Annotated in this window: 27 protein-coding genes, 1 tRNA gene and 1 pseudogene; 10 read left to right on the top strand and 19 right to left on the bottom strand. The window is 55.4% G+C overall.

Annotated features, from left to right (window positions below; genetic code table 11):
* Nucleotides 1-2: 2 nt before the first annotated feature.
* On the bottom strand, nt 3-632 hold the full coding sequence (locus LHF31_RS02475; protein ID WP_298006642.1) for a DUF4203 domain-containing protein: 630 nt from the start codon (nt 630-632) through the stop codon (nt 3-5).
* Between the two features lie 177 nt (nt 633-809).
* Here LHF31_RS02475 and LHF31_RS02470 point away from each other — a divergent pair, with 177 nt between their 5' ends.
* The 3 genes from LHF31_RS02470 to LHF31_RS02460 all read left to right on the top strand — a co-directional run bounded on the left by LHF31_RS02470 (nt 810) and on the right by LHF31_RS02460 (nt 2,258).
* Nucleotides 810-1,001 carry a ferredoxin gene (locus tag LHF31_RS02470; RefSeq protein ID WP_298006639.1) on the top strand — a complete coding sequence of 64 codons (192 nt, stop codon included), beginning with the start codon at nt 810-812 and terminating at the stop codon, nt 999-1,001.
* A gap of 103 nt (nt 1,002-1,104) precedes the next feature.
* Complete coding sequence (locus LHF31_RS02465) at nt 1,105-1,629, top strand: hypothetical protein (RefSeq protein WP_298006636.1); 525 nt, start codon at nt 1,105-1,107, stop codon at nt 1,627-1,629.
* Nucleotides 1,626-2,258: a histidine phosphatase family protein gene (locus LHF31_RS02460; protein ID WP_298006633.1), complete on the top strand. Its 633-nt coding sequence runs from the start codon at nt 1,626-1,628 to the stop codon at nt 2,256-2,258. Before LHF31_RS02465 ends, LHF31_RS02460 begins: the two co-directional genes overlap by 4 nt.
* Nucleotides 2,259-2,304: 46 nt before the next feature.
* Here the strand turns inward: LHF31_RS02460 and LHF31_RS02455 are convergent, their stop codons facing one another.
* The 7 genes from LHF31_RS02455 to hpt form a co-directional block, all read right to left on the bottom strand.
* Nucleotides 2,305-2,520 (bottom strand): heavy-metal-associated domain-containing protein, encoded by a 216-nt coding sequence (locus LHF31_RS02455; RefSeq protein ID WP_298006630.1) that lies wholly within the window; start codon nt 2,518-2,520, stop codon nt 2,305-2,307.
* A gap of 12 nt (nt 2,521-2,532) precedes the next feature.
* Complete coding sequence (locus tag LHF31_RS02450; RefSeq protein ID WP_298006627.1) at nt 2,533-3,591, bottom strand: sulfite exporter TauE/SafE family protein; 1,059 nt, start codon at nt 3,589-3,591, stop codon at nt 2,533-2,535.
* A gap of 137 nt (nt 3,592-3,728) precedes the next feature.
* A complete protein-coding gene (locus LHF31_RS02445; protein WP_303773384.1) occupies nt 3,729-4,271 on the bottom strand; it encodes a hypothetical protein in 543 nt (180 codons plus the stop codon).
* Between the two features lie 90 nt (nt 4,272-4,361).
* The gene (locus LHF31_RS02440; protein ID WP_298006623.1) at nt 4,362-4,976 is read right to left on the bottom strand and encodes an HD domain-containing protein; all 615 of its coding nucleotides are present in this window, start codon (nt 4,974-4,976) and stop codon (nt 4,362-4,364) included.
* Between the two features lie 13 nt (nt 4,977-4,989).
* Entirely contained in the window at nt 4,990-5,577 is a 588-nt protein-coding gene (locus LHF31_RS02435; RefSeq protein WP_298006620.1) for a GNAT family N-acetyltransferase, read from the bottom strand.
* Between the two features lie 4 nt (nt 5,578-5,581).
* On the bottom strand, nt 5,582-6,430 hold the full coding sequence (locus LHF31_RS02430; RefSeq protein WP_298006617.1) for an aldo/keto reductase: 849 nt from the start codon (nt 6,428-6,430) through the stop codon (nt 5,582-5,584).
* Between the two features lie 12 nt (nt 6,431-6,442).
* Complete coding sequence (gene hpt / locus LHF31_RS02425; RefSeq protein WP_298006614.1) at nt 6,443-7,006, bottom strand: hypoxanthine phosphoribosyltransferase; 564 nt, start codon at nt 7,004-7,006, stop codon at nt 6,443-6,445.
* Between the two features lie 499 nt (nt 7,007-7,505).
* Here hpt and LHF31_RS02420 point away from each other — a divergent pair, with 499 nt between their 5' ends.
* The 3 genes from LHF31_RS02420 (at nt 7,506) to LHF31_RS02410 (ending at nt 12,229) form a co-directional block, all read left to right on the top strand.
* Nucleotides 7,506-11,138, top strand: coding sequence for a tetratricopeptide repeat protein (locus LHF31_RS02420; RefSeq protein ID WP_298006611.1), 3,633 nt, complete (start codon nt 7,506-7,508; stop codon nt 11,136-11,138).
* 226 nt (nt 11,139-11,364) lie between these two features.
* The gene (locus LHF31_RS02415) at nt 11,365-11,685 is read left to right on the top strand and encodes an antibiotic biosynthesis monooxygenase (RefSeq protein ID WP_298006608.1); all 321 of its coding nucleotides are present in this window, start codon (nt 11,365-11,367) and stop codon (nt 11,683-11,685) included.
* Between the two features lie 91 nt (nt 11,686-11,776).
* Nucleotides 11,777-12,229: an SRPBCC family protein gene (locus tag LHF31_RS02410; RefSeq protein WP_298006606.1), complete on the top strand. Its 453-nt coding sequence runs from the start codon at nt 11,777-11,779 to the stop codon at nt 12,227-12,229.
* 85 nt (nt 12,230-12,314) lie between these two features.
* Here the strand turns inward: LHF31_RS02410 and fbp are convergent, their stop codons facing one another.
* A complete protein-coding gene (gene fbp, locus LHF31_RS02405; RefSeq protein WP_298006603.1) occupies nt 12,315-13,424 on the bottom strand; it encodes a fructose-1,6-bisphosphate aldolase/phosphatase in 1,110 nt (369 codons plus the stop codon).
* Nucleotides 13,425-13,550: 126 nt separating this feature from the next.
* Nucleotides 13,551-14,369 carry a hypothetical protein gene (locus tag LHF31_RS02400; RefSeq protein WP_298006600.1) on the bottom strand — a complete coding sequence of 273 codons (819 nt, stop codon included), beginning with the start codon at nt 14,367-14,369 and terminating at the stop codon, nt 13,551-13,553.
* Nucleotides 14,370-14,622: 253 nt separating this feature from the next.
* Here LHF31_RS02400 and tsaA point away from each other — a divergent pair, with 253 nt between their 5' ends.
* From tsaA to LHF31_RS02390, 3 genes and pseudogenes are all read left to right on the top strand, one after another.
* Nucleotides 14,623-15,240, top strand: a complete 618-nt coding sequence (tsaA, locus tag LHF31_RS02395) for a tRNA (N6-threonylcarbamoyladenosine(37)-N6)-methyltransferase TrmO (RefSeq protein WP_298006597.1) — start codon at nt 14,623-14,625, stop codon at nt 15,238-15,240.
* A 15-nt stretch (nt 15,241-15,255) separates the two neighbouring features.
* Nucleotides 15,256-15,564, top strand: a pseudogene (locus LHF31_RS14610) (molybdate ABC transporter substrate-binding protein); the annotation flags it as partial.
* The gene (locus LHF31_RS02390; RefSeq protein ID WP_369685044.1) at nt 15,527-15,808 is read left to right on the top strand and encodes an extracellular solute-binding protein; all 282 of its coding nucleotides are present in this window, start codon (nt 15,527-15,529) and stop codon (nt 15,806-15,808) included. The pseudogene LHF31_RS14610 and the gene LHF31_RS02390, both read left to right, overlap by 38 nt.
* 71 nt (nt 15,809-15,879) lie before the next feature.
* On the opposite strand, the gene groL is transcribed toward LHF31_RS02390, so the two are convergent.
* From groL to LHF31_RS02350, 9 genes are all read right to left on the bottom strand, one after another.
* Nucleotides 15,880-17,511 carry a chaperonin GroEL gene (groL, locus tag LHF31_RS02385; protein ID WP_303773376.1) on the bottom strand — a complete coding sequence of 544 codons (1,632 nt, stop codon included), beginning with the start codon at nt 17,509-17,511 and terminating at the stop codon, nt 15,880-15,882.
* A gap of 39 nt (nt 17,512-17,550) precedes the next feature.
* On the bottom strand, nt 17,551-17,844 hold the full coding sequence (gene groES, locus LHF31_RS02380) for a co-chaperone GroES (protein WP_013561044.1): 294 nt from the start codon (nt 17,842-17,844) through the stop codon (nt 17,551-17,553).
* Nucleotides 17,845-17,978: 134 nt separating this feature from the next.
* Nucleotides 17,979-18,158, bottom strand: coding sequence for a TrkA C-terminal domain-containing protein (locus tag LHF31_RS14605; protein WP_369685043.1), 180 nt, complete (start codon nt 18,156-18,158; stop codon nt 17,979-17,981).
* A gap of 114 nt (nt 18,159-18,272) precedes the next feature.
* A complete protein-coding gene (gene arfB, locus LHF31_RS02375; protein WP_298010573.1) occupies nt 18,273-18,692 on the bottom strand; it encodes an alternative ribosome rescue aminoacyl-tRNA hydrolase ArfB in 420 nt (139 codons plus the stop codon).
* A gap of 71 nt (nt 18,693-18,763) precedes the next feature.
* Nucleotides 18,764-18,910: a Flp family type IVb pilin gene (locus LHF31_RS02370; RefSeq protein WP_041455050.1), complete on the bottom strand. Its 147-nt coding sequence runs from the start codon at nt 18,908-18,910 to the stop codon at nt 18,764-18,766.
* Nucleotides 18,911-19,028: 118 nt separating this feature from the next.
* Nucleotides 19,029-20,540, bottom strand: a complete 1,512-nt coding sequence (locus LHF31_RS02365; protein ID WP_303773370.1) for a M1 family metallopeptidase — start codon at nt 20,538-20,540, stop codon at nt 19,029-19,031.
* Nucleotides 20,541-20,549: 9 nt separating this feature from the next.
* Nucleotides 20,550-21,533: an aldo/keto reductase gene (locus LHF31_RS02360; protein WP_298009809.1), complete on the bottom strand. Its 984-nt coding sequence runs from the start codon at nt 21,531-21,533 to the stop codon at nt 20,550-20,552.
* A gap of 192 nt (nt 21,534-21,725) precedes the next feature.
* Complete coding sequence (locus LHF31_RS02355) at nt 21,726-22,304, bottom strand: nitroreductase family protein (RefSeq protein WP_298009811.1); 579 nt, start codon at nt 22,302-22,304, stop codon at nt 21,726-21,728.
* A complete protein-coding gene (locus LHF31_RS02350; RefSeq protein ID WP_303773368.1) occupies nt 22,288-22,536 on the bottom strand; it encodes a hypothetical protein in 249 nt (82 codons plus the stop codon). Before LHF31_RS02350 ends, LHF31_RS02355 begins: the two co-directional genes overlap by 17 nt.
* Nucleotides 22,537-22,644: 108 nt before the next feature.
* Between LHF31_RS02350 and LHF31_RS02345 the strand changes: the two genes are divergently transcribed.
* Nucleotides 22,645-22,708, top strand: a tRNA-Ile gene (locus tag LHF31_RS02345).

Raw genomic sequence — 22,708 nt, 5'->3', positions numbered from 1 at the left:
TATTAAGTCTCGTCTCGCATGCGGAACTGAATAAACATTCCCAGCATGCCCAGCAACAACCAGCCAACCATCATCCAGACCCCCTGCGAACCACTGCCCTGCAGGGCTTGAGTGATGGTGCCGGTAAACCCGCTCACCACTGCCGCCGAGCCGAGGAAGGCAGTGGAAGCGGTGATCATAAACTTCTGGAAACTCAGTGCCGCCGCGCCAATGATTAACCCCAGGGCGACCATCAGGAAAACCTGAACCGCTGTCTCGACCCGCGGAGGGAAGGTCATTGCCGCCAGCCGTGAGAGCGCCTGCACCGAAATTTCCCCTCCGGAGATTTGCAGGTAGGCGCCAAACACCATCCCCGAGAGCGCTCCCATTGCTGCGCCAGAGGCGAAAATGGTCACGTAATACAGCGGAGATGCCAGCACCGCTCCCAGCACCCCCCCCAGCACAAAACTGCCAATATCGAGAAAGAGACGCTGGGCTTCCGGCACTTTAATCACCAGCGGGGCAAGGTTCATGGCGACAAAACCGCCCAGAATGAACCCCCACAGCGGGAGCATGGAGCGGAACATGCTGTACCCCGAAAAGCATACGATTATCCCCACCACAATCAAGATGACGCCCATGGGTGTAATCATCAGGTATCCCTCCTTCGGCGAAAATCACCTGGTTCCCTCTTTATTTTAAGGGGGAACACAGGATTAGGCAACCGCCAATTTACGATCTTAAAAAATCATGAGAAATTCCGGTTTTTATTGTGTGAATTTTCACAACTGCTGTATAATTGAATAAAATTCACCTGAAAAGAGGGAATAATGAAAACCTTTGTTGATCGCGATTTGTGCATGGGATGTGGGGTATGCGAAACGATTGCCCCGAATGTTTTCAAACTGGAAGATGACGGCATTGCTGTAGTGCTGGTGGACGTGGTGCCTCCTGAAGAGGAAGCCAATGTCCGCGAAGCCATGGATGCCTGCCCCGAACAGGCTATCTCCATCGAAGAATAGGCAGTACCTCCTCGAAGAAAAGACCGCTCCAGCATGGGGCGGTCTTTTCGTTTTTGAGAATCGACTATAATCATTTCAGTCATTTTCTTGCGGGAGGAAGCCGGTGCAGTTACCAACGCATTTGATCGCTGGCGCATTGATTGACGAAGCCCTGGCGCGCGTGCGCCTGCCGGGCTGGGCGCGTATCCTCACTACAGGCGGGCTGGCGTACCTTTCTCACGGTGTGCTGGACAAACTGGCAAAAGCCACCTACCATCCGCCGGAACCGCTGGATGATGCCTTCTGGAAAGGCTATCATCAGCGGGTACTGCCGATCTTCACCTGGGCAACCGTGCTGGCGCTGGCTCCCCGGCATGCGTTTGCCATGCTGTGCGCCGCTTTGCCCGATCTGGACTGGGTGGTGCGGGGAATTTCCCGCCGCACCGGTCGTGCCATTCCCGGCTGGGAGAAGCCCGTGCTGAACGAAGGACTGCATGACCTGTTGAACCGGGTTCCGGTGGTGAAAGAACTCAATCGCCTGCCTGATTGGCGCGCCGAACGCAAAGGGGTGCTGGTGGAAGCCGGTCTGGTGGCAGTCATGCTTGCCGCGCTGTTCTGGTTCATGCGCCGAAAGGACTCTGTCCGATGAGCCCCACCCTGATAGCGCTTACCCTGTTGCGCCATGGACGTTCCCGTGCTGATGATGAGGGCGTGTACGAGGGACGCTACGATTCCCCGCTCACTGCGGTGGGAGAAGCGCAAGCCTACCGCCGCGCCCGTGAATGGAAAGAGACGGGCTTCACCTTTGACCGGGTAATTGCCAGCACACTTCAGCGAGCGCGCCGCACCGCTGAAATCGTTTGTGAGGTGCTTAACCTTCCGCTGGAGGTTTCGGATTTGTGGATGGAAACCAACACCGGTGGGCTGGCGGGGCTGACTCCGCAGGAAGCCGAGCGCCTTTACCCGCGTCCAGCCTTCCGCAACCCGTATGAAAGCATCACTCCAACCGGGGAAAGCGAGTGGCAAGTCTTCCTCCGCGCCGCTGGAGCGCTGGAGGAAGTGATACGCCGGGGAGCGCCGCGCACGCTGGTGGTGGCGCACGGCGGCATTCTCTCCATGACCCTGCGGGCGATTTGTGGCGTGCCCCCGTGGGGCAATCGTCAGGGGGTGGCATTTCACTTTGGTGATCTGGGATTCGCCCGCACGGCTTACGATCCGCAGGCAAACGTCTGGCATTTCTTTGAACTGCGCCACGGACTGGACGAACCTTCATCCTGAAAAAATACCCCGCCCGAAGGCGGGGTAATGAGGCGGCTGGAGAAATTCAATCCAGTGGCTGGGGGTGGTAGCCCTTTTTCTGGATGGCGTTCAGCAGGGCATCCAGGGTCAGGTGGGATTCGTCGTACTCCACTTCCATTTCCTGCCTGTGGAAACTGGCTTTGACCTGTTTCACGCCCGGCAGTTCATCTTCCAGACTTTCCAGGCGCATCACACACGCAGAGCAGTGCATATCGGGGACGGAAAAGCGTTGTTTGGCCATACTGCCTCCCGGTCAGTTGAAGGTGATGACGCCGGTGAACATACCCATCGAGCAGGTAAAATGCAGGGTAGTGCCCGGCTTTTGCGGGGGGATTTCCACCACCTCGGTGCCGGTGGCGGGCAGGAGCCGTTGAACCTTGAGCGCGGGGATGAGGAATGCCCGCGAGCAGGAAAAGGTGTTGTCGGTGACCAGTTTAAGAGTCACCGGCTCACCGGCGCGGGCGGTCAGTTCGGCGGGAAAGTAGCCATCATCGCGCACCTGGAGGGTCAGGGTGTTGCTGGCGTCGGCAATCTGACCGGGCGCCGGGGGGTTGAGGGCTTGCAGGGCGTTGCGGCTGAGGGCTTCGGCGGAGAGCGGTGAGCCAACCAGATTCAAACCCGAGTTTACCGAGACCAGCGCCAGGATGATCAGCAGGACAGCCGCCACCCGGTTGAAGTGCTTCTCCAGGCGCGTTCCCAGCGAAGTTGCCAGATATGCCAGCCCGAAAAACACCGGACTGGTTCCCAGCGTAAAGGCGAACAGGAGCGCCGCTCCCTGCGCGGCGGAGCCCGTTCCCACCGCCAGCGCCATCATTGTCTGCGTCACCCCGCAGGGGATGAGCACGGTGAGCGCTCCCAGCATCAGCGGGGTAAACCAGCGGTTCTCCTCGCGGGAGGTGCGCCGCAACCAGCGTCGGACGGCTTGCGGGGGTTCAAAGGTAAAGTAACGAAACATAGGGTGAACGTTCAGCATGCGCAGGGCGTTGCCGAGCATGAACACACCCACTCCAAACAGCAGGATGGCGCGCAGTTCAGGAGTCAATTCAAACAGCGAGCCCAGCGCGCCGAGAAGTGCACCCAGCAGGGTGTATGCCGTTAATTTTGCCAGCAGGAACGCCAGAATGGGAAACACCACAGCCGAATGACGGGATGGGGCAGACGGGTGCGTTTTCTTCTTTTGAGACGCCTGCCGGGAAAGATCCTTTTCCAGTTGCCCGGCGAGCGAAGAGGCGAGCAACCCGCCCTGCACAGCCATACAACTCAATCCACCGGTGGTCAGACCGGTTACAAAGGCTACCCAGAGAGATTCCATCGTGCCTTTCCTGTAAAGCGATATAAATAGTCAAGTTACATTATACCTGCTATCCCCTGCAGGAAAAGGGAAAAGCCTCACCTTTTTCAAGACAATTTTGCCAACGGGATGTTTTTCAGCCAGTGGGAGAAGGACTTTTACCGTTGCACGGTGTTGCCGGAAGCATCCACGCAGTGGGAAATCCAGTCGGTGGGGAAGGGGAAGGGGGCAATATCCGCGCAGTAGGGAACTCCCTGACCAACATGCACAATTACCCAGGTGCCGTCAGGCTGTTTTCCGGCAAACCAGCCCGCGCCGCTTTCCTCCCCGGCGCGCTTAACCCCGCCCCGTGCCATGCCGTTTTCGATTTTTCCCAGCGAGAAGATCAGTTCGTTTTCCTGCCAGCCGAGGTACGCCAGCAGAGCCTGGCGCAGGGCTTCTTCATCGCTCAGTGCAGGGGTTGGGGTGACTGGCGGTTGTGTAGGTGCCTGAGTGGGCTGGAACTGGGCAAACTGGGTTTGTTGGGCGCTGACTGTGGCAGGGATGTCCTGGGTGGGCTGAAGTTCCGCCAGTCTGGTTGCCACGCCTGCGGCAATCGTAGCATCCACGTTGGGGGTGGGGGATGCCGTCTGAGTGGGAAGGCAGGCGCTCAGGGTTGCCAGAATCAACAAGACGATCATCCATGCGGGAAGGTTTTTCATGGCTTTACCTCAAAAATGGATATCTGTAGTTTATTTGTATTATATCCAATCAGGAGAGAGGCGCCATGCTCTGAGGAAATTCCCCGAGGGTTATTCCCTTCCGGTGTCGGGGATGAGCGCGGTGCTGGCAATCTCCATCCAGAGGAGCAATTGCGCATCGGCAAGGGCCTGGCGTGCCGACTGGAAAAATGCCCCGGGGCGCTTCAGCGCTCCCTCGCGGGCGTAGGTCACTGCCTGCAGTGCCATTTCCAGCCGATCCGCCTGGCGCACCAGACGCGCCTCGGGGGATTCTCCCGTTTCAAATTCCTCCCACAGGGCGCGGATGTCTTCGGTGCCTTGCACGCCCTCCAGCACACGCTCCAGCGACTGCCGTTCGCGGGCATGTTTTTCATCCAACGGGATGGCGTCCGAGGGAGTCAGGTCCCCGGCGTAGATCTCTCCCAGTTCGTGGATCAGCGCCATGCGCAGGGCACGGTCAAGGTTGACTGATGGCGCGGCGCCCGCTTCCACCAGCAGCCAGCACAGCATGGCAACCCCGAAAATGTGATCGGCAACTGTTTCACAGCGTTCGCGCGGTACACCTGCCTTTAACCATCCCTGGCGGTACAGGTGCTTGAGGTGTTGAATCTGATAAAACGCCCGGAGCGCCGGTAAATTTTCCAGGCGCTCCAGCAACTCTTTGTCCAGTTCAGTTTTCCATTCCATGGGAGGTCTCCCTTCAGGGGTGTTGAATCGAGTACCGCATGATGAGCCGTCTGGGGGTGGGGCGGGCGACTTCCACAAAGCCGACCTCGCGGAATGCCGCTTCCAGCCCCAGATAAACAAAAGGATCGGGACGTCCTTCGCCGGTGGATGGGCTGGGGTACCCTTCCACGAAGGTTCCGCCGCGCCGCCGGACTTCTTCGATAACTGCCCTCAGCAGGGCTTTGCTGACCCCGCGCTTTCGATGTTCCTTTGCCACATAAAAGCACACGATCGACCAGACGGGTGCATCATCTACAGGTTTGAGGGTGCGCGAGGCTAGCAGGCGCGGGTATTGCTCACGCGGTCCAAACGCACACCACCCCACTGGCTCATCTCCCAGGTAGGCAAGCATGCCCGGGGTAAGCCCTGCCTCGACGCGGGCTTTCATCGCCAGGCGGTTGGGGTCGCACTGCCCACGGGTGAAGTCGGAGCCCCGCAGGAACCAGAACATGCACCAGCACCCGGCGTATGCCCCGTGCGCACCGAACAGACGCTCAAAATCTGTCCAGCGTTCGGGGGTGAGCAGGTGAAAGGTGTAAGCGGAGTCCTGCGGGGCGTTCATATGGCTACTCCCAGCGCGGTGAGCGTTCGGGATGGAAGGATTCGGAAATGGTCCAGTAATCCTCGTTCCAGGTGTCCATTTCCGCCATATCTTCCGGGCTCAGTTCAAAATCGAAGATGCTGGCGTTTTCCAGAATGCGTTCCCGGCGCACCGATTTGGGGATGACGACCAGATCGTGCTGGATTGCCCAGCGCAGGGCAATCTGGGCGGGCGTTTTACCGTACTTTTGCGCCATGGCAACCAGGCGCGGGTCTTCCAGTTTGCGCGCACGCGCCAGCGGACTGTAGGCTTCCACCACAATCCCGTGGGCAACGCAGTAATCCAGCAGGGCTTTGCGGTACAGGAAGGGGCTGAACTCGATCTGGTTGGCGGCGGGCACCAGTTCGGTATTGGGAAGCAATTCTTCCAGATGGCGGATGGTGTAGTTGCTCACCCCCACCGAACGGGCTTTACCCTGTTTGTAAATTTCGACCATGGCTTTCCAGGTCTCGTGACGCAAGCCTTTGACGGGCCAGTGCACTAGGTAGAGATCGACGTAATCGGTCTTGAGACGGCGCAGGGAGGCTTCCAGCGCCCGGAAGGTGTTCTCATAGCCCTGATCGTCGTTCCATACTTTGGTAACGATGAAGATGTCCTCGCGGGGAATACCGCTGTCGGCAATGGCGCGCCCCACGTCTTCTTCGTTGCCGTACACAGCGGCGGTGTCAATGTGGCGGTAACCGATTTCCAGAGCCCAACGCACGGCGTTGTAGGTCTCTTCTCCCTTTTTGGATTGGAATGTACCCAATCCAAAGCGCGGAATTTCCACGCCGTTGTTCATCCGGATGGTGGATTGTAGATTAAGCGGTGCCATGGTTGTGTCCTCCTATTCCTTGCGATATTTCTTTAAATCTACTGAAGCAATATAGGGCAGATTGCGCCCTTTTTCATCAATATCCAGCCCGTAGCCTACCACAAATTCGTCGGGAATGGTGAACCCGCAGTAATCAATCGGAATGGGGTACTTATGGCGTTCGGGTTTATCCAGCAAAGCGCAGACTTTCAGACTGTGTGGGTTGCGGTCTAACAAAAGTTTCCGCACCATCCACAGGGTGTACCCCGAGTCGACGATGTCATCCACCAGAATGACATCCCATCCGGCAATGCTGGCTTTGTGGTCGTGGTCAATGCGGACAAAGCCGGTCGATTCGGTGCCCGAGTACGAAGAAACTGCCATGAAGTCCATGGTGAGCGGGCGGCGGATGTGGCGCATCAGGTCGGTAATGAACATGACACTGCCGCGTAACAGCCCCAGAAGCATCAGTTTCTCCGAATCGAGATAATCCTGTGTGATCTGCTCGCCCAGTTCAGCGACGCGCTGTTCAATTTGTTCAGGTGTAATCAGCACCCGGTCCAGAAAGTCGTAACGGAAATGGTAAGGAAGTCCCATGCCTTCACTGCCCCCGGAAAATGAGTTTTGGAAACGTTCTCATTTTTATCACAATTTTGAGAATGTGGGTGAAAAATAGCATCTGGTACATTCGACAGGCATAGAATCTATGTTTGCGCTGGCTGATACCCGGCATGGCTGAGGCGGAATCCTTCTTGAAATTCCTTCGCGTTCGTGTTACTCTGAAGGTGGTCTTCAAAGAAAGGCACATGCTTTGTACTGCATGGGAAGAGGTTGGGAAAATTAATTCTGCGATAATGCAGGTCCTGCTTTCACGAAATTTTGTTTGAAACCCATCAATCAGCCGTCGAAAAATTCCAATCGAACAAAGAAGATACCAACAGGCTTGTGCCTTCATGGATAGAAGAGAGAAGCACAGGCTTGTCTTTCGTCATTGGGTGGTCCCGGCACTTCTCTCAGAGAGGGTGGGATTTTGACCCCTCTGAAAAAGAGAGGAGGGTTCAAGGCGCTCAGTGGGATGTTCAATGGGGGGAGACTCGTGGTCGTTCAAGAAAAAATGGGGCTTGTATCGAAGGGCTCACCAGACCTGCGCATTTTTCTTTTAGGACCTCCCCGGGTAGAAGGTGCAGAGGGCACTTTATCCATTACTCGCCGTCAGGCGCGTGCGTTGTTATATCGTCTGGCTACAGACATGCAACCCATTCCGAGAGAGCGGCTGTGTTATTTGTTCTGGGCAGATGAAGCGGAAACATCCGCGCGTCGTCATCTCAGCCACCTGATCACCCATCTGCATCTCGCTTTACCGGCACCGCAGTTTTTCGTCCTGGAAGATGATCAGGTTGGGTTGAATCCTCAGCGGGTATGGTCGGATGTGGCAACGTTTGAGCCCCTCTGTGCGGGTCTGACCGCGCAGCGCCCTCATGATCTGTTGCGGGATGAGGGTGGTCAACCCACCCGGGTAGACAGAACTTCTGTTGAACAGGGAGTGAATCTTTATCGAGGGCTGTTTCTGGAGGGGTTTTCCCTCCCCGACTGCGCCGAATTTGAAGAATGGATGACACAGCAGAGATATTCGCTGGAACGCATCTACCTCTCAGGTTTGGAATTTCTCCTCGAATGCGCTTCTGAGCAGGGAAATTTAGAGGCGGCGATACGCTATGCCCGGCGTTATCTGGATACCGATCCGCTTGCCGAGGATATCCATCGCCGATTAATTGGACTGTATGCAGCCACGGGTAATCGCAACGCCGCAATGCGCCAGTTTGAAATCTGCGCCCGTGTGCTGGAGCGGGAACTGGGCGTCAGTCCACTTCCCGAAACGCGTACCGCTTATCAGGATGTTTTAGAAAAACGGTTCTCGCTCAGGAAGGTCGTCCAGCCTGCCTGGAAACCCTCTCCAGGGATAAGGGTGCCGCTCATCGGTCGTTCTCAGGCGCTGGAGTGGCTTGAAAAAACAGCCCAGGAAGCCCTGGGAGGTAACAAAAAGGTGATCTTCATCTCCGGGGAAGCGGGCATGGGCAAATCTCGCTTGCTTCAAGAGTTTCTGGCTCGTCTGGGTACGGATACAGCCGTCTTAATGGGTTCTGCATTTCCAGAGGCACGAACACTTCCTTACTTTCCCATTATTCAAGCCCTGCGAGGTCTCTGGAGCCAGACCGGGAAAGGTGATCCAGAATTGCTCTTCCAGTGGTTACCCCGTGCTCTGGATCGTGTCTGGCTGGTGGAAGTATCCCGGGTTCTTCCGGAACTGCGCAGTCTGTACCCCGATCTTCCCCTTCCCCTGCCAGCAGCATCGGAGGAAGCCAGAAGCCGGTTATTCGAGGCGCTGGTACAGATTGTGATCGGGTTATCCACTTCTCCAATGTTTTTGCGTTCGTATTCTTCCCTGATCCTTTGTCTGGAAGACCTTCACTGGGCAGATAGCGCCACTCTGGACTGGCTGGCTTATCTGGGACGCCAGATCCGCGGGAATCGTGTGCTGGTTCTGGGGACCTATCGCCGTGAGGAAGCGGACACCGTCCTGCAATTGCGGCAAGAATTGCAGAACGTGCGGGTTCTCTCCGAACTTCAAATTACAGGACTGGATACCCCTTCAATCCTTCTTCTCCTTTCTCATTTAAGAGGCGATTTTCCTGTTGACATGCATGAATTTGCCGAACACCTCCAGTCTGCCACAGGGGGAAACCCGTTTTTCCTTCTGGAAGTGCTTAAAGCCATGATGGAGAGAGGATGGCAGCCCGAGCAACGGGGTGTGGAGATGGGGATTCCTCTGCCAGACACTGTTCGAGATGTGATCATGTCGCGCGTTCAACGACTGAGTTCGGTGGCACGGCAGGTTCTGGAAGCCGGGGCAATTGCCGGTTCTGCTTTTCCTTTTGATCTTGTTCGGGGCATCGCAGGGCGCCGCGAGATGGAAGTGGTGAATGGGCTGGATGAACTTGTCGATCGAGAATTACTGGTGGAGCAGGGTTCGGAATACCGGTTCCACCATGAACTGGTCCAACGGGCGGTGGATGAGGCGCTGAGTCCGGTCCGTCGTCAACTGCTTCATCGTCGTGCCGGATGGATGCTGGTGCGATTAACGCCTGATGATGCAGGCGTGCTGGCACGTCACTTTGATCTTGGTGGAGAAACCAGACAAGCCCTGTTCTTCTATGAACAGGCAGCCCGGCAAGCCGAGGCATTGTTTGCCTGGAAAGAAACCGAACAATTTCAGAACCGTATGCTTGCTCTGTTAGACAAACTTGACCCGCACGAAACGCAACCCGATCTCATCCTGAAGCGCGGCAACATCCTGCTCAAGCGGGCTCAACATGACTACCTCCAGGGAAGACTTGCCGATCGAGATGCCGACCTGAAAGCGGTAAGCCTCCTGGCTGAAAAATTACCAGAAAGGAACTTATCCCTTCTTGCTTTGCTCTCTCAGGTTCGCTACCTTAATCTCGGTGGTCAATATGAAAAAGCCGTTGCCCTTGCTGAGGAGGGAATCCACGCTTTCTCTGTAGACGGTTTGTCTACTGCCTCTGCCTCAACCCTGGCGCTTCTTTTTGTTGAGGTTGCCTTTGCTCACTACTTTTTAGGGCAACCCCGGGCGGGCTTTTCTGCGCTTTACGCGGCTCAGCGTATGGCGGGACCGGATCCTGATCCGGCAGTGCAGGGACCCATTGAGCATCATCTTGGATATATGTTTCTGCATCAGGGGGAATATACTCAGGCGCTGGTGCATCAGAAAAACGCTTTGCGTTGTCATCAGATGGTGAAAGACTTTAATGGCATGGCATGGGCTGAACTGGATCTGGGATTCTTGCATTTGAAACTGGGACATTTCAAAGAGGCAAAAGCCTATTTAGAACAGAGCCTCGAACTGGCTCATCGGATCAGCGCTCAACCTGCCGAATTTTATGCCCGTATGTACTCAGGTTGCTGGAAACTGTATCAGGGGGATTATACGGCGGCTATAGAGTGCTTTCAGCAAACAGTCCCATTACATCAGTCGGTGTTTCAGGTGCATGGCAGGGTGGCGGCTGAAATTGGCTGGGGATTTGCTTTGTGCCACCTGGGCGAAGTTTCTGAAGCGCGTGCCCGATTCCAGAATGCCGTTGACGGTGCCCGTGTGGTGAATCATCGGCGTCGTCTGGCTGAAGCGCTGATTGGGCTGGGACTGGTGGAACTTGATGATCTTCGTCCTGAATCAGCCCGACAGGCATTGGAAGAAGCCGTACAATTGGCGCGCCAGAGCGAATGTGCCGAGAATCTGGCGGCAGGGTTATCGGCGCTGGCTCGCGTGGAACGAGAAACCGGGCATTTTCTGAATGCGCTGGCTTATTCCGATGAAGCGTTGAGCGTTGCTCAACGGTTTACCCTTCCCGTTTGCGAAATGTGGGCAGAGATGGAAAAGGGACTCACTTTACTGGCGCAGAACAATCTGGGATCTGCAGTACAACACACTTCTCGGGCAGTCCATCTCCTCCCTCAAGCGTATGAAGGATGGATTCCCACTGAAGAAGTGGTTCAAAGCCATGCAAAGGTGTTACAAGCCCTGGGACGGGTCGAAGAAGCGCATGTGTTCCTTCAGCAGGGCAGGTCTCTGGTAGAGAAGAAGTCCCGGTGCATCTCTGAGCCTTCCCGGCGTGAAGGTTATCTCATGCGAAAACTGCCGTTATTCCATTAAGCGAGTCAACTTTTTTGTAGCCAGTTTGTGGACAGGGATGAGGTATTCTGCTTTTCAGAGGGATGAGAGGCAGATACTGGAACACTTCTTCCTCCACCCGTGTTCATGACGGAATTGGAAAAGGTTTCAAGGATGAGAAGGACCCTTGAAAAAGATCGGGTCGGGAAGGAGCCCCCTCACCTTGTTGAAGCCCCGTCTCCCGGACGTTTCTATAGAAAGGAGGTGAATGGCGATGATCCTGTATGTGGTGAAGTGGAATATCCACCCTGAGAAACAAGATGCCTATTACAACTGGTTGAACGGCGTGATCCCGCGCACACTGGCGGTTCCGGGTGTGGTGGAATTTCGAGGCTACCGCGGATTGCTGGGGACTTCTCAGATTGTGGCTACATATGAGTTTGCCAGTTTACTGGACTGGTCAGCCTGGTTTACCCATGAGGAAAATCAAAAAGTGCTTGGTGAACTGTACGGAGTGACCCTCAATGCCGTTGGCGAACTGTGGGGTCCCTCACCCGCTGTGCCGGCACCGATTCGTCCTGGAAAATAGGCAAAGCCAAATGACTGAATACAGAGGACAACTTTGACCTTCTCAAGAAGATTGCCTCTGGTTATCCATTTTTGTCCGAAAGGAGAGAGTCATGGCGCACGTGAAGAAAAGTATTATCATTCATGCCCCTGTGGAGAAAGTGTACGCAATAGCAAGGGATCCGAACCGCTGGGCGACTTTCTATGCCGGTCTCAGTGAGGCGGAAGAAGTTACCGGACAGGGGGAGGTTGGAACGGTGGTAAAGCACCATTATCTGATGGCGGGGGTGCGTTTCCCGGTCACCAGTCGGGTTTTGGAAGATTCCATTGGTCCAAATGGTGCCAGATGGAGGGGGAAAATCGAAGGTCCCCTGGATGGCGAGCAGACCTGGGATTACCTCCCTAAAAACGGAGGAACGGAAGTGACCGTCACGATTGATTACACCCTTCCCGGTGCAGTGTTGGGACGGGTTGCCAATCGTCTTCTGGTGGAACGCATGCAGGAACGCGCGATGGAACAAACCCTGGAAAACCTCAAAATTTTGTGTGAGGAGGGAACGGTGTAACCGTTGAAACCATATTACCTGCAAGCAGGGGAGATAGGCAAAAGAACTATCTCCCCTGCTGATATGAGGAAAAGAGGTTGTGCTGTTACCCTTCGTCGGGCAGGGCTTCCCAGCGTTCTGCCAGTTTCTCCATCACCTGCGGCAGGGTGGTGTATTCCATTTCATCCATGGGCAGGCGGTGCGGCTCAAAGGGACCATGCCGCCGCAGTTGATCTGCCAGCACGTTAACCTGGCGGCGTACTTCGTCAAAGCCGGGATCATCGAACAGGTCCCGTGGACCGATGAGCATACCATGCGCCAGTTGGAAGCCCAGCGCTACCACCCGCGGGGGACCATCGAAGCGGCTGGGTGTTGCCTGACGCACCGGCACAGGCATGAGCGGACCGTAGTGCGATCCGCGCATCCACCCTTCTACGATGTGCGGCATGGTGAACGGCTCCAGCACTTCTCCCACTGCGGGGAACTTGCCCTGGCTGCGCACAATGCACACGGGATCATCTTTGCCAACGTACTTCCCGGCAATCAATGCCAGGCGCTGGGTGGATGAAACGGCGCCAACCTCGCCGTCGCGAGTGTACACGGCTTTGATGACGTACCGCCCCGATGCGCCGATGAACACCAGCAGGTCGTACATCTCCGCGGGGGTGTCGAAGAAGATACGTTTGTGGAGTTTCACATCGTGCACCTCGAAGCGGAAGCCCTCGTGCATGCTTGGCGAGATGACCAGCCCGGCGGTGTTGAACGGGTCGGCAAACATGCGGAAGAGCGGCAGGTTCCATGCCCCGGCTGAGGTCTTATCTGCCATGAAGATGATAACCGGCTCAGACTCGCGCTCATGCAGTTCCATCTCAGCGACCCCGGGTCCCATGCCACGCACGTTGCCCGAGAAGGCATCTGCAAGCAAATCCTGTCCGGCGCCGTACAGTTTAAGTTTCCGGGCGATGGCAGTACAGCGCTCAAAGACCTGCCACGCCAGACGGTGAGTATCTTCGTTGTCCACTCCGTGGGTGTGGGTCATGATCAACTGCAGGTCGTCTCCGCAGGCGGTGACGTGGAAATCAATCAACCAGCCTTTCTGCCGGGCTTCCTCAAGGGCGTTGTGGGCAGTGGTGATGAGGTCTGGATGAATGGCAGAGTGCCCCACAAAACCCCCTACGTCGGCTTTAATCACGCTCAGAGTGAGTTTTTCAGACATCTCACACCTCCCCTCGGTGAACTGGCTCAAAAAAAGACCGTCTGCACAGTTCGCAGACGGTCCCGATCATGCTTACCCCAGACTGTGTATCCGGACTCGATCATCAAAAAGTGTGGGGCGCAGGCTTCATCCATTCCCATTATAGACACCCCCGGGCTGAAATGCAACCGGTTGGACAGGGCGTTTGTGCGCCAGAATCAGCGCGACCAGCGAGAGGACCAGCAAAGGCAGGTGCATGACCCCCAGCCAGATGCGGTCGGGAACAGCCCAGTGGTTGAGGTTAAACAGTGCGTACAGCAGCGCGTTGAACGCCGTCAGCCGCAGTGCCAGCACATCCACATGTGGGTAGGCAAGAATGAGCAGGAAGAGAAATACGGGGGTCATGAAACAGTACGCCAGTGCGTAGTCGGCTGAAGTGAGAAGAAGAATCGGGTTGAAATATGGGACCGCTCTGCTCCCTTCCATGGTCATGGGAACCCAGAAAGATAAGAGAGCGAATGGCAGAAATAACCAGCGCCAGAACGGTATGTTTTTAAAGGACAGGATGAGTTTCCCTTTCCATGCCACCCATAACCAGAGCACCCCCAGAAAAACCTCTGCAATCAGTGCCCCGGTGTGCACTGCGTACCCGTAGGTTGGGGTCAGCGCGCGAGTCTGGGTGAAAGCAATGATCAGATAGTTCAGCCCAAAATATCCGGCAACAAACCTTCCGCCCGTGGAGGGTTTCCAGATGGCAATACCAATCACCAGCAAAGTGAGGAGGTGAAAAGGAAGCCCCCAGCCAGCGTAAGGAACAAGCGCGTGGCTGAGAATTTCAAAAATAACTTCTGAGGTGTTTCGTGGATCGTATGGCTGTTCGGTAGATAGGGGAAGAAAAGCAACAATTACCAGAAGAAAATACATCAATGGAGTAAACCATTTGCGAGTCGCCAGGGAGGTTCCCATAGAAGTGTAAATTCCCTTCCATAAGAAAATTGGGGTAATGTGTTGTTTGCTTTATTGTATTTCCACAGAAATAAAAAACACAGATATAACGGGCATCGTTTACAAGACATTAACCTTTGCGAGACAGAGCGAGGAAACAGCGTATCTGGTATTCCGGTTTGGATCCGAATTTTCTGGAGAACCCCTTCCCAAAGAGAATGAAACGGAATAAACTTGTACTCATTCAGTGAGTGTTTCAAATCAAGGTGATGTCATGAATCTGCCTGAACTCAAACCGATTGGTCTCATCCATTCTCCCTATCAGGATCCTGAAGATACCCCCATTCAGTCCAGCCGTTCGAATGCCGAAGGCTGGGTGGAAGTCTATCCCGAATATGCCGAGGGGTTGGAGGGCATAGAGGGATTCTCACATCTCATCCTGCTATACGTCTGGCACCGTGCGCCTGCCGGGGTGCGCCTGAAGGTTAAACCATTCCTGGCAGACTTTGAGACCGGGTTATTCGCTACCCGTTATCCCTGCCGTCCAAACCCGATAGGGATTTCGGTAGTGCGTTTGCTGGAACGGCAGGACCGCCATTTGCGCATTCAAGGAGTGGATGTGCTGGATGGCACCCCTTTGCTGGATATCAAACCTTATGTGCCTGATTTTGATGTCTTTACACCGGAGCGCACTGGCTGGTATGAGCAGGTAAAGCAGGCGTGCCCCCCTCCTCTCAGGGATAACATCATGAAAACGCTGAAAGGGCTTTTGCTGGGATTTGTATTGAGCGGTTGTCAAGCCGTGACGGGGGCGCCTTCCCCCTCTCAACCGGTTGAACTGGTGGTGTTTGCGGCAGGTTCGCTGACAGAAGCCTTCACCGAAAGCGGATAGACCTTTGAACAACAACATGCGGGGGTTCGGGTTAACCTGAACTTTGCCAATGCCTCTACCCTGTTTCAGCAGATTGCTCAGGGGGCACCGGCGGATGTCTTTTCTTCTGCCGCGCCAAAATTCATCGAGGACGCCGTAGCACAGGGCTTGATTGAGAAAGACGCCGTAAAAGTGTTTGCCAGAAATCGCCCGGTCATTATCGTCCCCAGGGACAATCCGCAGGGCATTAAGACCAGGCGGGATCTTGCCAGACTGGGGGTGCGTCTAATTTTAATAGAGAAGGTGTATCAAAACGAGGTGTACTGTCAAGGGGGTGGTGAATAAAGTCATGCTGGGCGAAGGAGATGCCGGGATGGTGTTTCTCACTGATGGAAGAAGCGCTGAAGGGCAGATTCAACTGGTGCTCATCCCTGACGCGGTCAATGTGGAAGCGGTGTATCCCATTGCGGTGTTGAAATCTACCCTGCACGGCGACGAAGCCCGGGCTTTTGTGGAGTTTGTCCTCTCAGATGAAGGTCAGCAAATTTTGCAGAAATACGGTTTCCTGCCGCCTGAGTCAATGCTCTGAACGGAAAACGTACTGAAAAAAACAGGGTGCGTCTTTTCAGACGCACCCTGTGACTGGATCAGCCTGGCGGTTTAGTATTCCGGCATCGGCGGAGTTGCGGGTTTTTCCTTCTCCGGCACGTCGGTGATCAGGGCTTCGGTGGTCAGGATCATCGCCGCGATCGAAGCCGCGTTCTCCAGTGCGCCGCGGGTGACCTTGGCAGGATCGATGACACCGTCCTTGATCATGTCAACGTACTGATCGGTGATGACATCGTAGCCGATGTTGGGGTTGTTCTCGGCTTTCTGGCGCTGGCGGACGTTCTCCACCACCACCGAGCCGTCTTTCCCGGCGTTCTCGGCGATCTTGCGCATGGGCACTTCCAGCGCCTTGCGCACGATGTTAACGCCGATTTGCTCATCTTCGAGGTCCATCTTCAGACCATCCAGAGCCTTCATGGCGTTGAGCAGCGCCACACCGCCGCCGGGCACGATGCCTTCTTCCACCGCCGCGCGGGTCGCAGAGAGAGCGTCCTCAACGCGGTGCTTCTTTTCTTTCATTTCAGTTTCGGTCGCGGCACCTACGCGGATGATGGCAACGCCACCCGCCAGTTTTGCCAGACGTTCCTGCAGTTTCTCGCGGTCGTAATCGGAAGTGGTCTTCTCGATTTCAACGCGGATCTGCTCGATGCGGCCCTTGATGGCTTTTTCATCGCCCTTGCCGCCCACGATGGTGGTGTTGTCTTTATCGGCAACCACCTTCTCGGCACGACCGAGGTCGGCAATCACAGCAGTCTCCAGTTTGCGGCCCGTCTCTTCCGAGATGACCACGCCGCCGGTCAGGATGGCAATATCCTGAAGCATGGCTTTGCGGCGATCACCGAAGCCGGGGGCTTTGACAGCCAGCACGTTGAGCATGCCGCGCAGTTTGTTCAGCACCAGGGTCGCCAGGGCTTCACCGTCCACATCCTCGGCGATGATGACCAGATCGCGTTTGCCAATCTGCACCAGTTTTTCGAGGATCGGGACGATATCCGCAGCGGCGGAGATCTTCTTGTCGTGGATCAGGATGTAAGGCTCGTGAATGACCGCTTCCATGTGTTCGGAGTCGGTGATGAAGTAGGGCGAGATGTAGCCGCGGTCGAACTGCATACCCTCGACGTAATCCTTTTCGAATTCGAGGCCCTTGCTCTCTTCCACGGTGATGACGCCGTCTTTCCCGACTTTGTCCATGACCTCGGCGATCAGTTCGCCAATCTGGCGGTCCTGCGCAGAGATGGTGGCAACGTTGGCGATGTCATCCTTGGTGGTGACGTCAATCGCCATTTCGGTGATGGCTTTGGCAACCGCTTTGGCGGCGGTTTCGATACCGCGCTTGAGCAGCATCGGGTTGGAGCCAGCGGCAAGGTTCTTCAGACCCTCGGTAACGATGGCGTGAGCCAGCACGGTCGAGGTGGTGGTGCCGTCACCGGCGATGTCGTTGGTCTTGGTGGCGGCTTCTTTGAGCAGTTGCGCGCCCATGTTCTCGAAGGGGTCCTGCAGTTCAATTTCCTTCGCCACGGTCACGCCATCATGGGTGATAGTGGGGGAACCGAACTTGCGATCGACTGCCACGTTGCGTCCTTTGGGACCCAGGGTGGTGGCAACAGCATTCGCCACGATATCAACGCCGTTCTTGAGTTTTCGGCGGGCTTCTTCAGCGAAGACCAGTTGTTTGGCTGCCATTGTTCAACTCTCCTTTTTTGGGGTGTGATTTAGAATGAATTACTCCACGATTGCGAGCAAGTCGCTTTCGCGCAGGATGAGCAGTTTCTTGCCGTCAACCTTGATTTCGGTGCCGGCGTATTTGGCGAAGAGCACAACATCGCCCACTTTCACGTCCATGGAGATGCGATTGCCTTTGTCATCGCGGTCACCAGGACCAACTGAGAGCACCTTGCCCTTCTGGGGTTTTTCTTTGGCGGTTTCAGGCAGAACGATACCGCCCGGCGTGACGTCTTCGCTTTCGATGGGTTCGACTACGACACGGCTTCCGAGGGGTTTAAGATTGATAGCCATTGGATTCCTCCTGCTTCAGGATTTTGGATCGAATTTAGTCTCAAAAAAATTAGCAATCTAATATTTAGAGTGCTAAATTTCGCCGTTTATCTTACCAGTTTTATGAGGAAAGTCAAGAGGGGAGATGGAAATTCTTATAAATCTCTGATAAATTCGCCGGTGGCAAAAAAGCGTTCCAGTGCCTCTCGGGATGCCTTTTGAGAGGTTACCACCAGCACATCTCCGGCTTGCAGGGTGGTGTTTCCGTGCGGTACGAGGGTCTGGCTGCCGCGGTTGAGCGAAGCAATCAGGCAATGGTCAGGAAGAAGCCCGATCAGGGGGTGGGAAGTCTTGTTCTACCACTGGCAGGCATCCAGTGTCAAAAGCGCTTATTCTGGCGCAGAGTGGTGAGTCTCTGTTTCCATGTCCACAGGTTCATGCGATGAGTGCTATTCCTCCCACTCGGAAAGGTTCAGACGGCGCATGCGTTTCTTCTCGGCAAGATGGCGTTTCTCTCTTGCCCTGCCTCCACCGGAGGGTTGCGTCTTTTTGCGCACTTTGGGTACCTGCATGGCTTTCTCGATCAGTGCATATAGGCGCCGCAGGGCATCGGCGCGATTCTGTTCCTGAGAACGGTAAGCCCGCGCATCAAGGATGAGCACCCCATGTTCGTTGATTCGCTTCCCGGCAATCTGAACCAGCCGTTCTTTCACATCGGCGGGAAGGGCTCTCGAGCGCAAGACGTCAAAGTGAAGTTGCACTGCGGTGCTGACTTTGTTGACGTTTTGTCCACCGGGTCCGGTGGCGCGAATGGCTGTAAAACGGAGTTCTTCCGGGGGGATAGAAATGAGCGTGCGGTTTTCGTTCACTTCCCTGAGTATACCTTAAAACAAATGAGCGCCCTTGCGGGCGCCCATTCCGTGGATGCAATCCGTGAAGACTAGATGCGGTTGACGATGTTGCTGAAGATGTTGCCGATGGCGGGGCCCAGGAGGGCGAGGATGACGATCACGACGACGGCCACGAGCACCAGAATCAGCGCGTACTCTACCAGACCTTGACCTTTTTCTTTAGCGGCGAATAACATAGAACAACTCCTTATGAAAAAATAGTGTGTAAATCCCTTTCGGAATTCTGCCTATATTATACACACAAATATTTTGAAATGTTCCTTACAAATACCTAACAAGAACATTGCAATTTCGTTACGGAACATTCTGAAAGAAACGTTCCAGCAGGGGTTGAAGCGGTGCCCGGGTGGTCTGGCGTAAGATGCGGAAGAAATCCTGCGCGCTGGCAATTTTGCCTCGATTTTCGTTGACGTACATTCGCAAAAAGTCAAAAAAGGCTTCGTCTCCTATTTGCTTTCGTAGTTCTTCGAGGAAAACGGCTCCATTGAGGTACACGGCATCGCGATAGGCGCGGTAGGGTTGGGCTTCACCGTGCGGATTGTAAATGCTGTCGTCCACATAACCGCGGGGCTGGTAGTAGTTGACCCGCGCTTCCCACCACCATGTTAACGCTTCGGGAGCGTAGGTTTCGTAGTAGAGTTTTTCGGCATAGGTGCACAATGCCTCGTCCAGCCAGGGCTGAAGTGCCTGATCGTTCCCGACCACCCCGTAAAACCATTGATGTGCGGTTTCGTGGGCGGTTAACGCCACCAGATACTGCGCCGGTGTGCCATTATCCAGATTGTAAAAGCCATAACTGAGGAAAAACAACCCGTCGTACTCCATCCCATCCAGAAAATCGGCTTCTACCACGGCAAGGTGTTCGTGTGGATATGGGGAAAACAGACGGGAGTACAGGTCCAGGGCTTGGGCGGCGGTGTTCAATACCCGTTCCCCGGCCGTTTTGTGATAGGGAAAGGCATAACTGTGAAGAGTCACTGCGCCTGCCTGCCGGGTGGTGTGCACAAAGGATGGGCTAAGGGAGAGAGCAAAGGTGCGTGCGCCTTCCAGAAAGTACTGGCGCCATTCCCCCTGCCGGCTTTCGGGTGCGCTGGCGGCAATGGTGAGATTCTCAGGTTCCCCGGTGATCTGCAGATTGACCTTGAAGTCGCTCCATTCATAAACCTGATGCTCCCCGTAATACCCCGGCGGATGCGCCAGCCATCCCTGCCCGGGAATGTAAGGCGGCAGGTAGGCGTACCAGTCCACCAGATTGGTTTGCCGTTCTGACCACCCAAAAACCTGCGGGCGCAACCCTTCCTGTGCAACCCGGGCCGGCAGGCTCAGCCGGTAGGTCAGGTCCAGTTCCAGGGTTTCTCCCTTCCGCAGGGGTGAGTCCAGTTCGGCTTTGATCCAGGTGCGTTCCTGGCGGATGTTCGTCAGCGCCGGTCCACGGATGCTTTGCAGAGAGTCCATTTCAAACGCGCCGGGATAGAGCAGGGCATCTACTACCAGCCAGACTTCGTCCAGGGTTTCTTCGGCGGTATGGATATAGGTAATGCGTTCCTGAACGTTCAGGCTGTGCAGAGGGTAGTTGAGTATTGCCGTCAGGGTGTAGCGCGGACGGATGGGCGCAGGAGTTTCCGGGGTGGATGTGGGTGCGAGGGTAGGGGTGGGGGAAGGGGGGAAGGTGGGTGATGGCAGGGGCGTGGCGGTTTCTGACGATGGCGGGGTTGGGGAAGGCGCACACGCCCCTGCAAGGGTGAGAATAAAGGCAATAAACAGTGTAAGGATGTCCCTCTGGATCTCTGTCAAACGTCGGCGCATGCCTCCATTTTACCAGTAGTGGTGCACCAGAGGTTTGATGCGCGCCTCATAGATGGCTTTGACTTTCTGCATGGTTTCTTCGGAAAGCGGTGGAAGGTCGGCGGCGCTGAAGTTTTCTTCTGCCTGCGAGGGACGTTTGGCGCCGGGGATGGCACAGGTGACCTCGGGGAACATGAGAATCCAGCGCAGGGCAAACTGGGTCATGGTCATCCCGGGGGGAACCAGCGGGCGCAGTTCTTCGACCGCCTGCAGGGCAATCTCCAGATCCACGCCAGAGAAGGTCTCACCACGATCAAAGGCTTCTCCCTGACGGTTGAAGGCACGGTGATCATCGGGGCTGAATTGCGTCTCGCGGGTAATCTTCCCGGTGAGCAAACCCGATGCCAGTGGAACGCGGGCAATAATGCCCACCTGCCGGCGGGCGGCTTCGCGGAAAAACAGGTCGGCGGGGCGCATGCGGAAGATGTTGAAGATGATCTGCACGCTTTGCACATTGGGATATTCAATGGCTTTGAGTGCCTCTTCCACTTTTTCCACGCTGACGCCGTAGTACCGAATCTTCCCCGCCGCCACCAGATCGTCCAGAACGCCGAAAACCTCGGGCATGTAATAAACCGGCGTGGGCGGGCAGTGCAGTTGGAGTAGATCCAGTGCTTCAACTTCAAGGTTTTTGAGGCTGCGCTCAACAAAAGCGGTAAGGTTTTGGCGGTTGTAGCCCTCAGCGGTATGGGGATTAAGGCGCCGCCCGGCTTTGGTAGCCACGATGATCTCTTCCTTGCGGGATTTTTTCACCTGCGCGATGAGCCGTTCCGAACGCCCATCCCCGTACACATCGGCGGTGTCAATGAAATTGACCCCCATATCTATCGCACGGTGCAGTGCGGCAATGGACTCTTCATCCTGCACGGGTCCCCAGGTACCGCCAATTGCCCACGCACCAAAACTGATGGCGGAAACATTCCACCCTGTACGACCTAACGGACGGTATTGCATGATTCACCTCCTGAAAGTTCCTTTGTTGAATGGATTATATCGGTATTTTCAGAAAATTGTTACCGGTAACAGCCATTTGAACAGAGAAGAGAGGAATGGCTGGGAAAGATACAACCGGGATAAAAATGCCCTGCCTGCCAGTGATAGTTCAGATTTCAGAGGCGCAGTTGGACGAACCAGCCGGTGAAAGGGTCAACGGTTGAGAATCAGATCATCCAGTGAGCGTTTGGGGACGTGATGCACGCCATCGGGGGTACGCCAGTAGCGGATATCGCCGTCGGGTGGAAGAGGCTCAATCACCACTGTCTCTTTGGGTTTACCCAGTGCCAGTACGAGCAGAATGTCGTAGCGGGGATCAATGTTCAGAGCGGCGCGCAGGGCGTCTCGCTGAATCGAAGCAATGATGCACCCGCCCAATCCGCGTTCGGTGGCGCCCAGCAGGATGCTCTGGGCGGCAATTCCATGATCGCAACCGGCATTCTTGCTGATCTCGGTGTCCAGCAAAATGACTATATAAGCCGAAGGGCGTTCTCCCTCCTCTGGACCCTGCCAGTCGTGCAAATATCCCGCCCATGCCAGAGTGGGGAAAATTCTGGCATTGGTTTCAGGATCGCACGAAAGAAAGTAACGGAGAGGCTGGCGATTTGCGGCGCTGGGAGACAGACGCGCCAGATCCACCAGGTCACGCAGGGTTTCCATGGAGATTGCCTCCTGCTGGTAAAAACGGCGGTAACTGCGATTTTTGCGAATCAGGTCATGGATGGTGCTCATGGAGAACCTCCTGAAGGGTGGATGAAAGATTCTTCTCGCGTTCCTGCAAGGCTTCCAGTAAAGCCTGCGCCAGGGCTTTTGCCTGTGCCGGGCTGAGGAGAAGCCGGGTTTCGGTACCCTGAAACAAAACAGGGCTTTCTTCCTCAAAGTACAGACAGATTGCCCCTTCTTCTGAAGAGCGGTCGTAGAACACGGTCAATCTAAGGGTATCGTCCAGCAAAAACAGGGACATTTTTCCTCCTTTCCAGACCCGCACAGCCCAGGTTTTTTTTCCATTCTACTCGAAACCTGAAAAAAGGTCTCAGGATTCTGTTATAATTGGGATGAGTGTACGGGGGGGCCCGTAGCTCAGCGGCAGAGCGCGCGGCTCATAACCGCTTGGTCGCAGGTTCGAATCCTGCCGG

It is taken from the genome of Anaerolinea thermophila (assembly GCF_020723905.1).
Lineage (GTDB): Bacteria > Chloroflexota > Anaerolineae > Anaerolineales > Anaerolineaceae > Anaerolinea > Anaerolinea thermophila_A.
The sequence above is the reverse complement of the archived record's forward strand: the minus strand, read 5'-3'. Positions and strand labels throughout refer to the sequence as shown.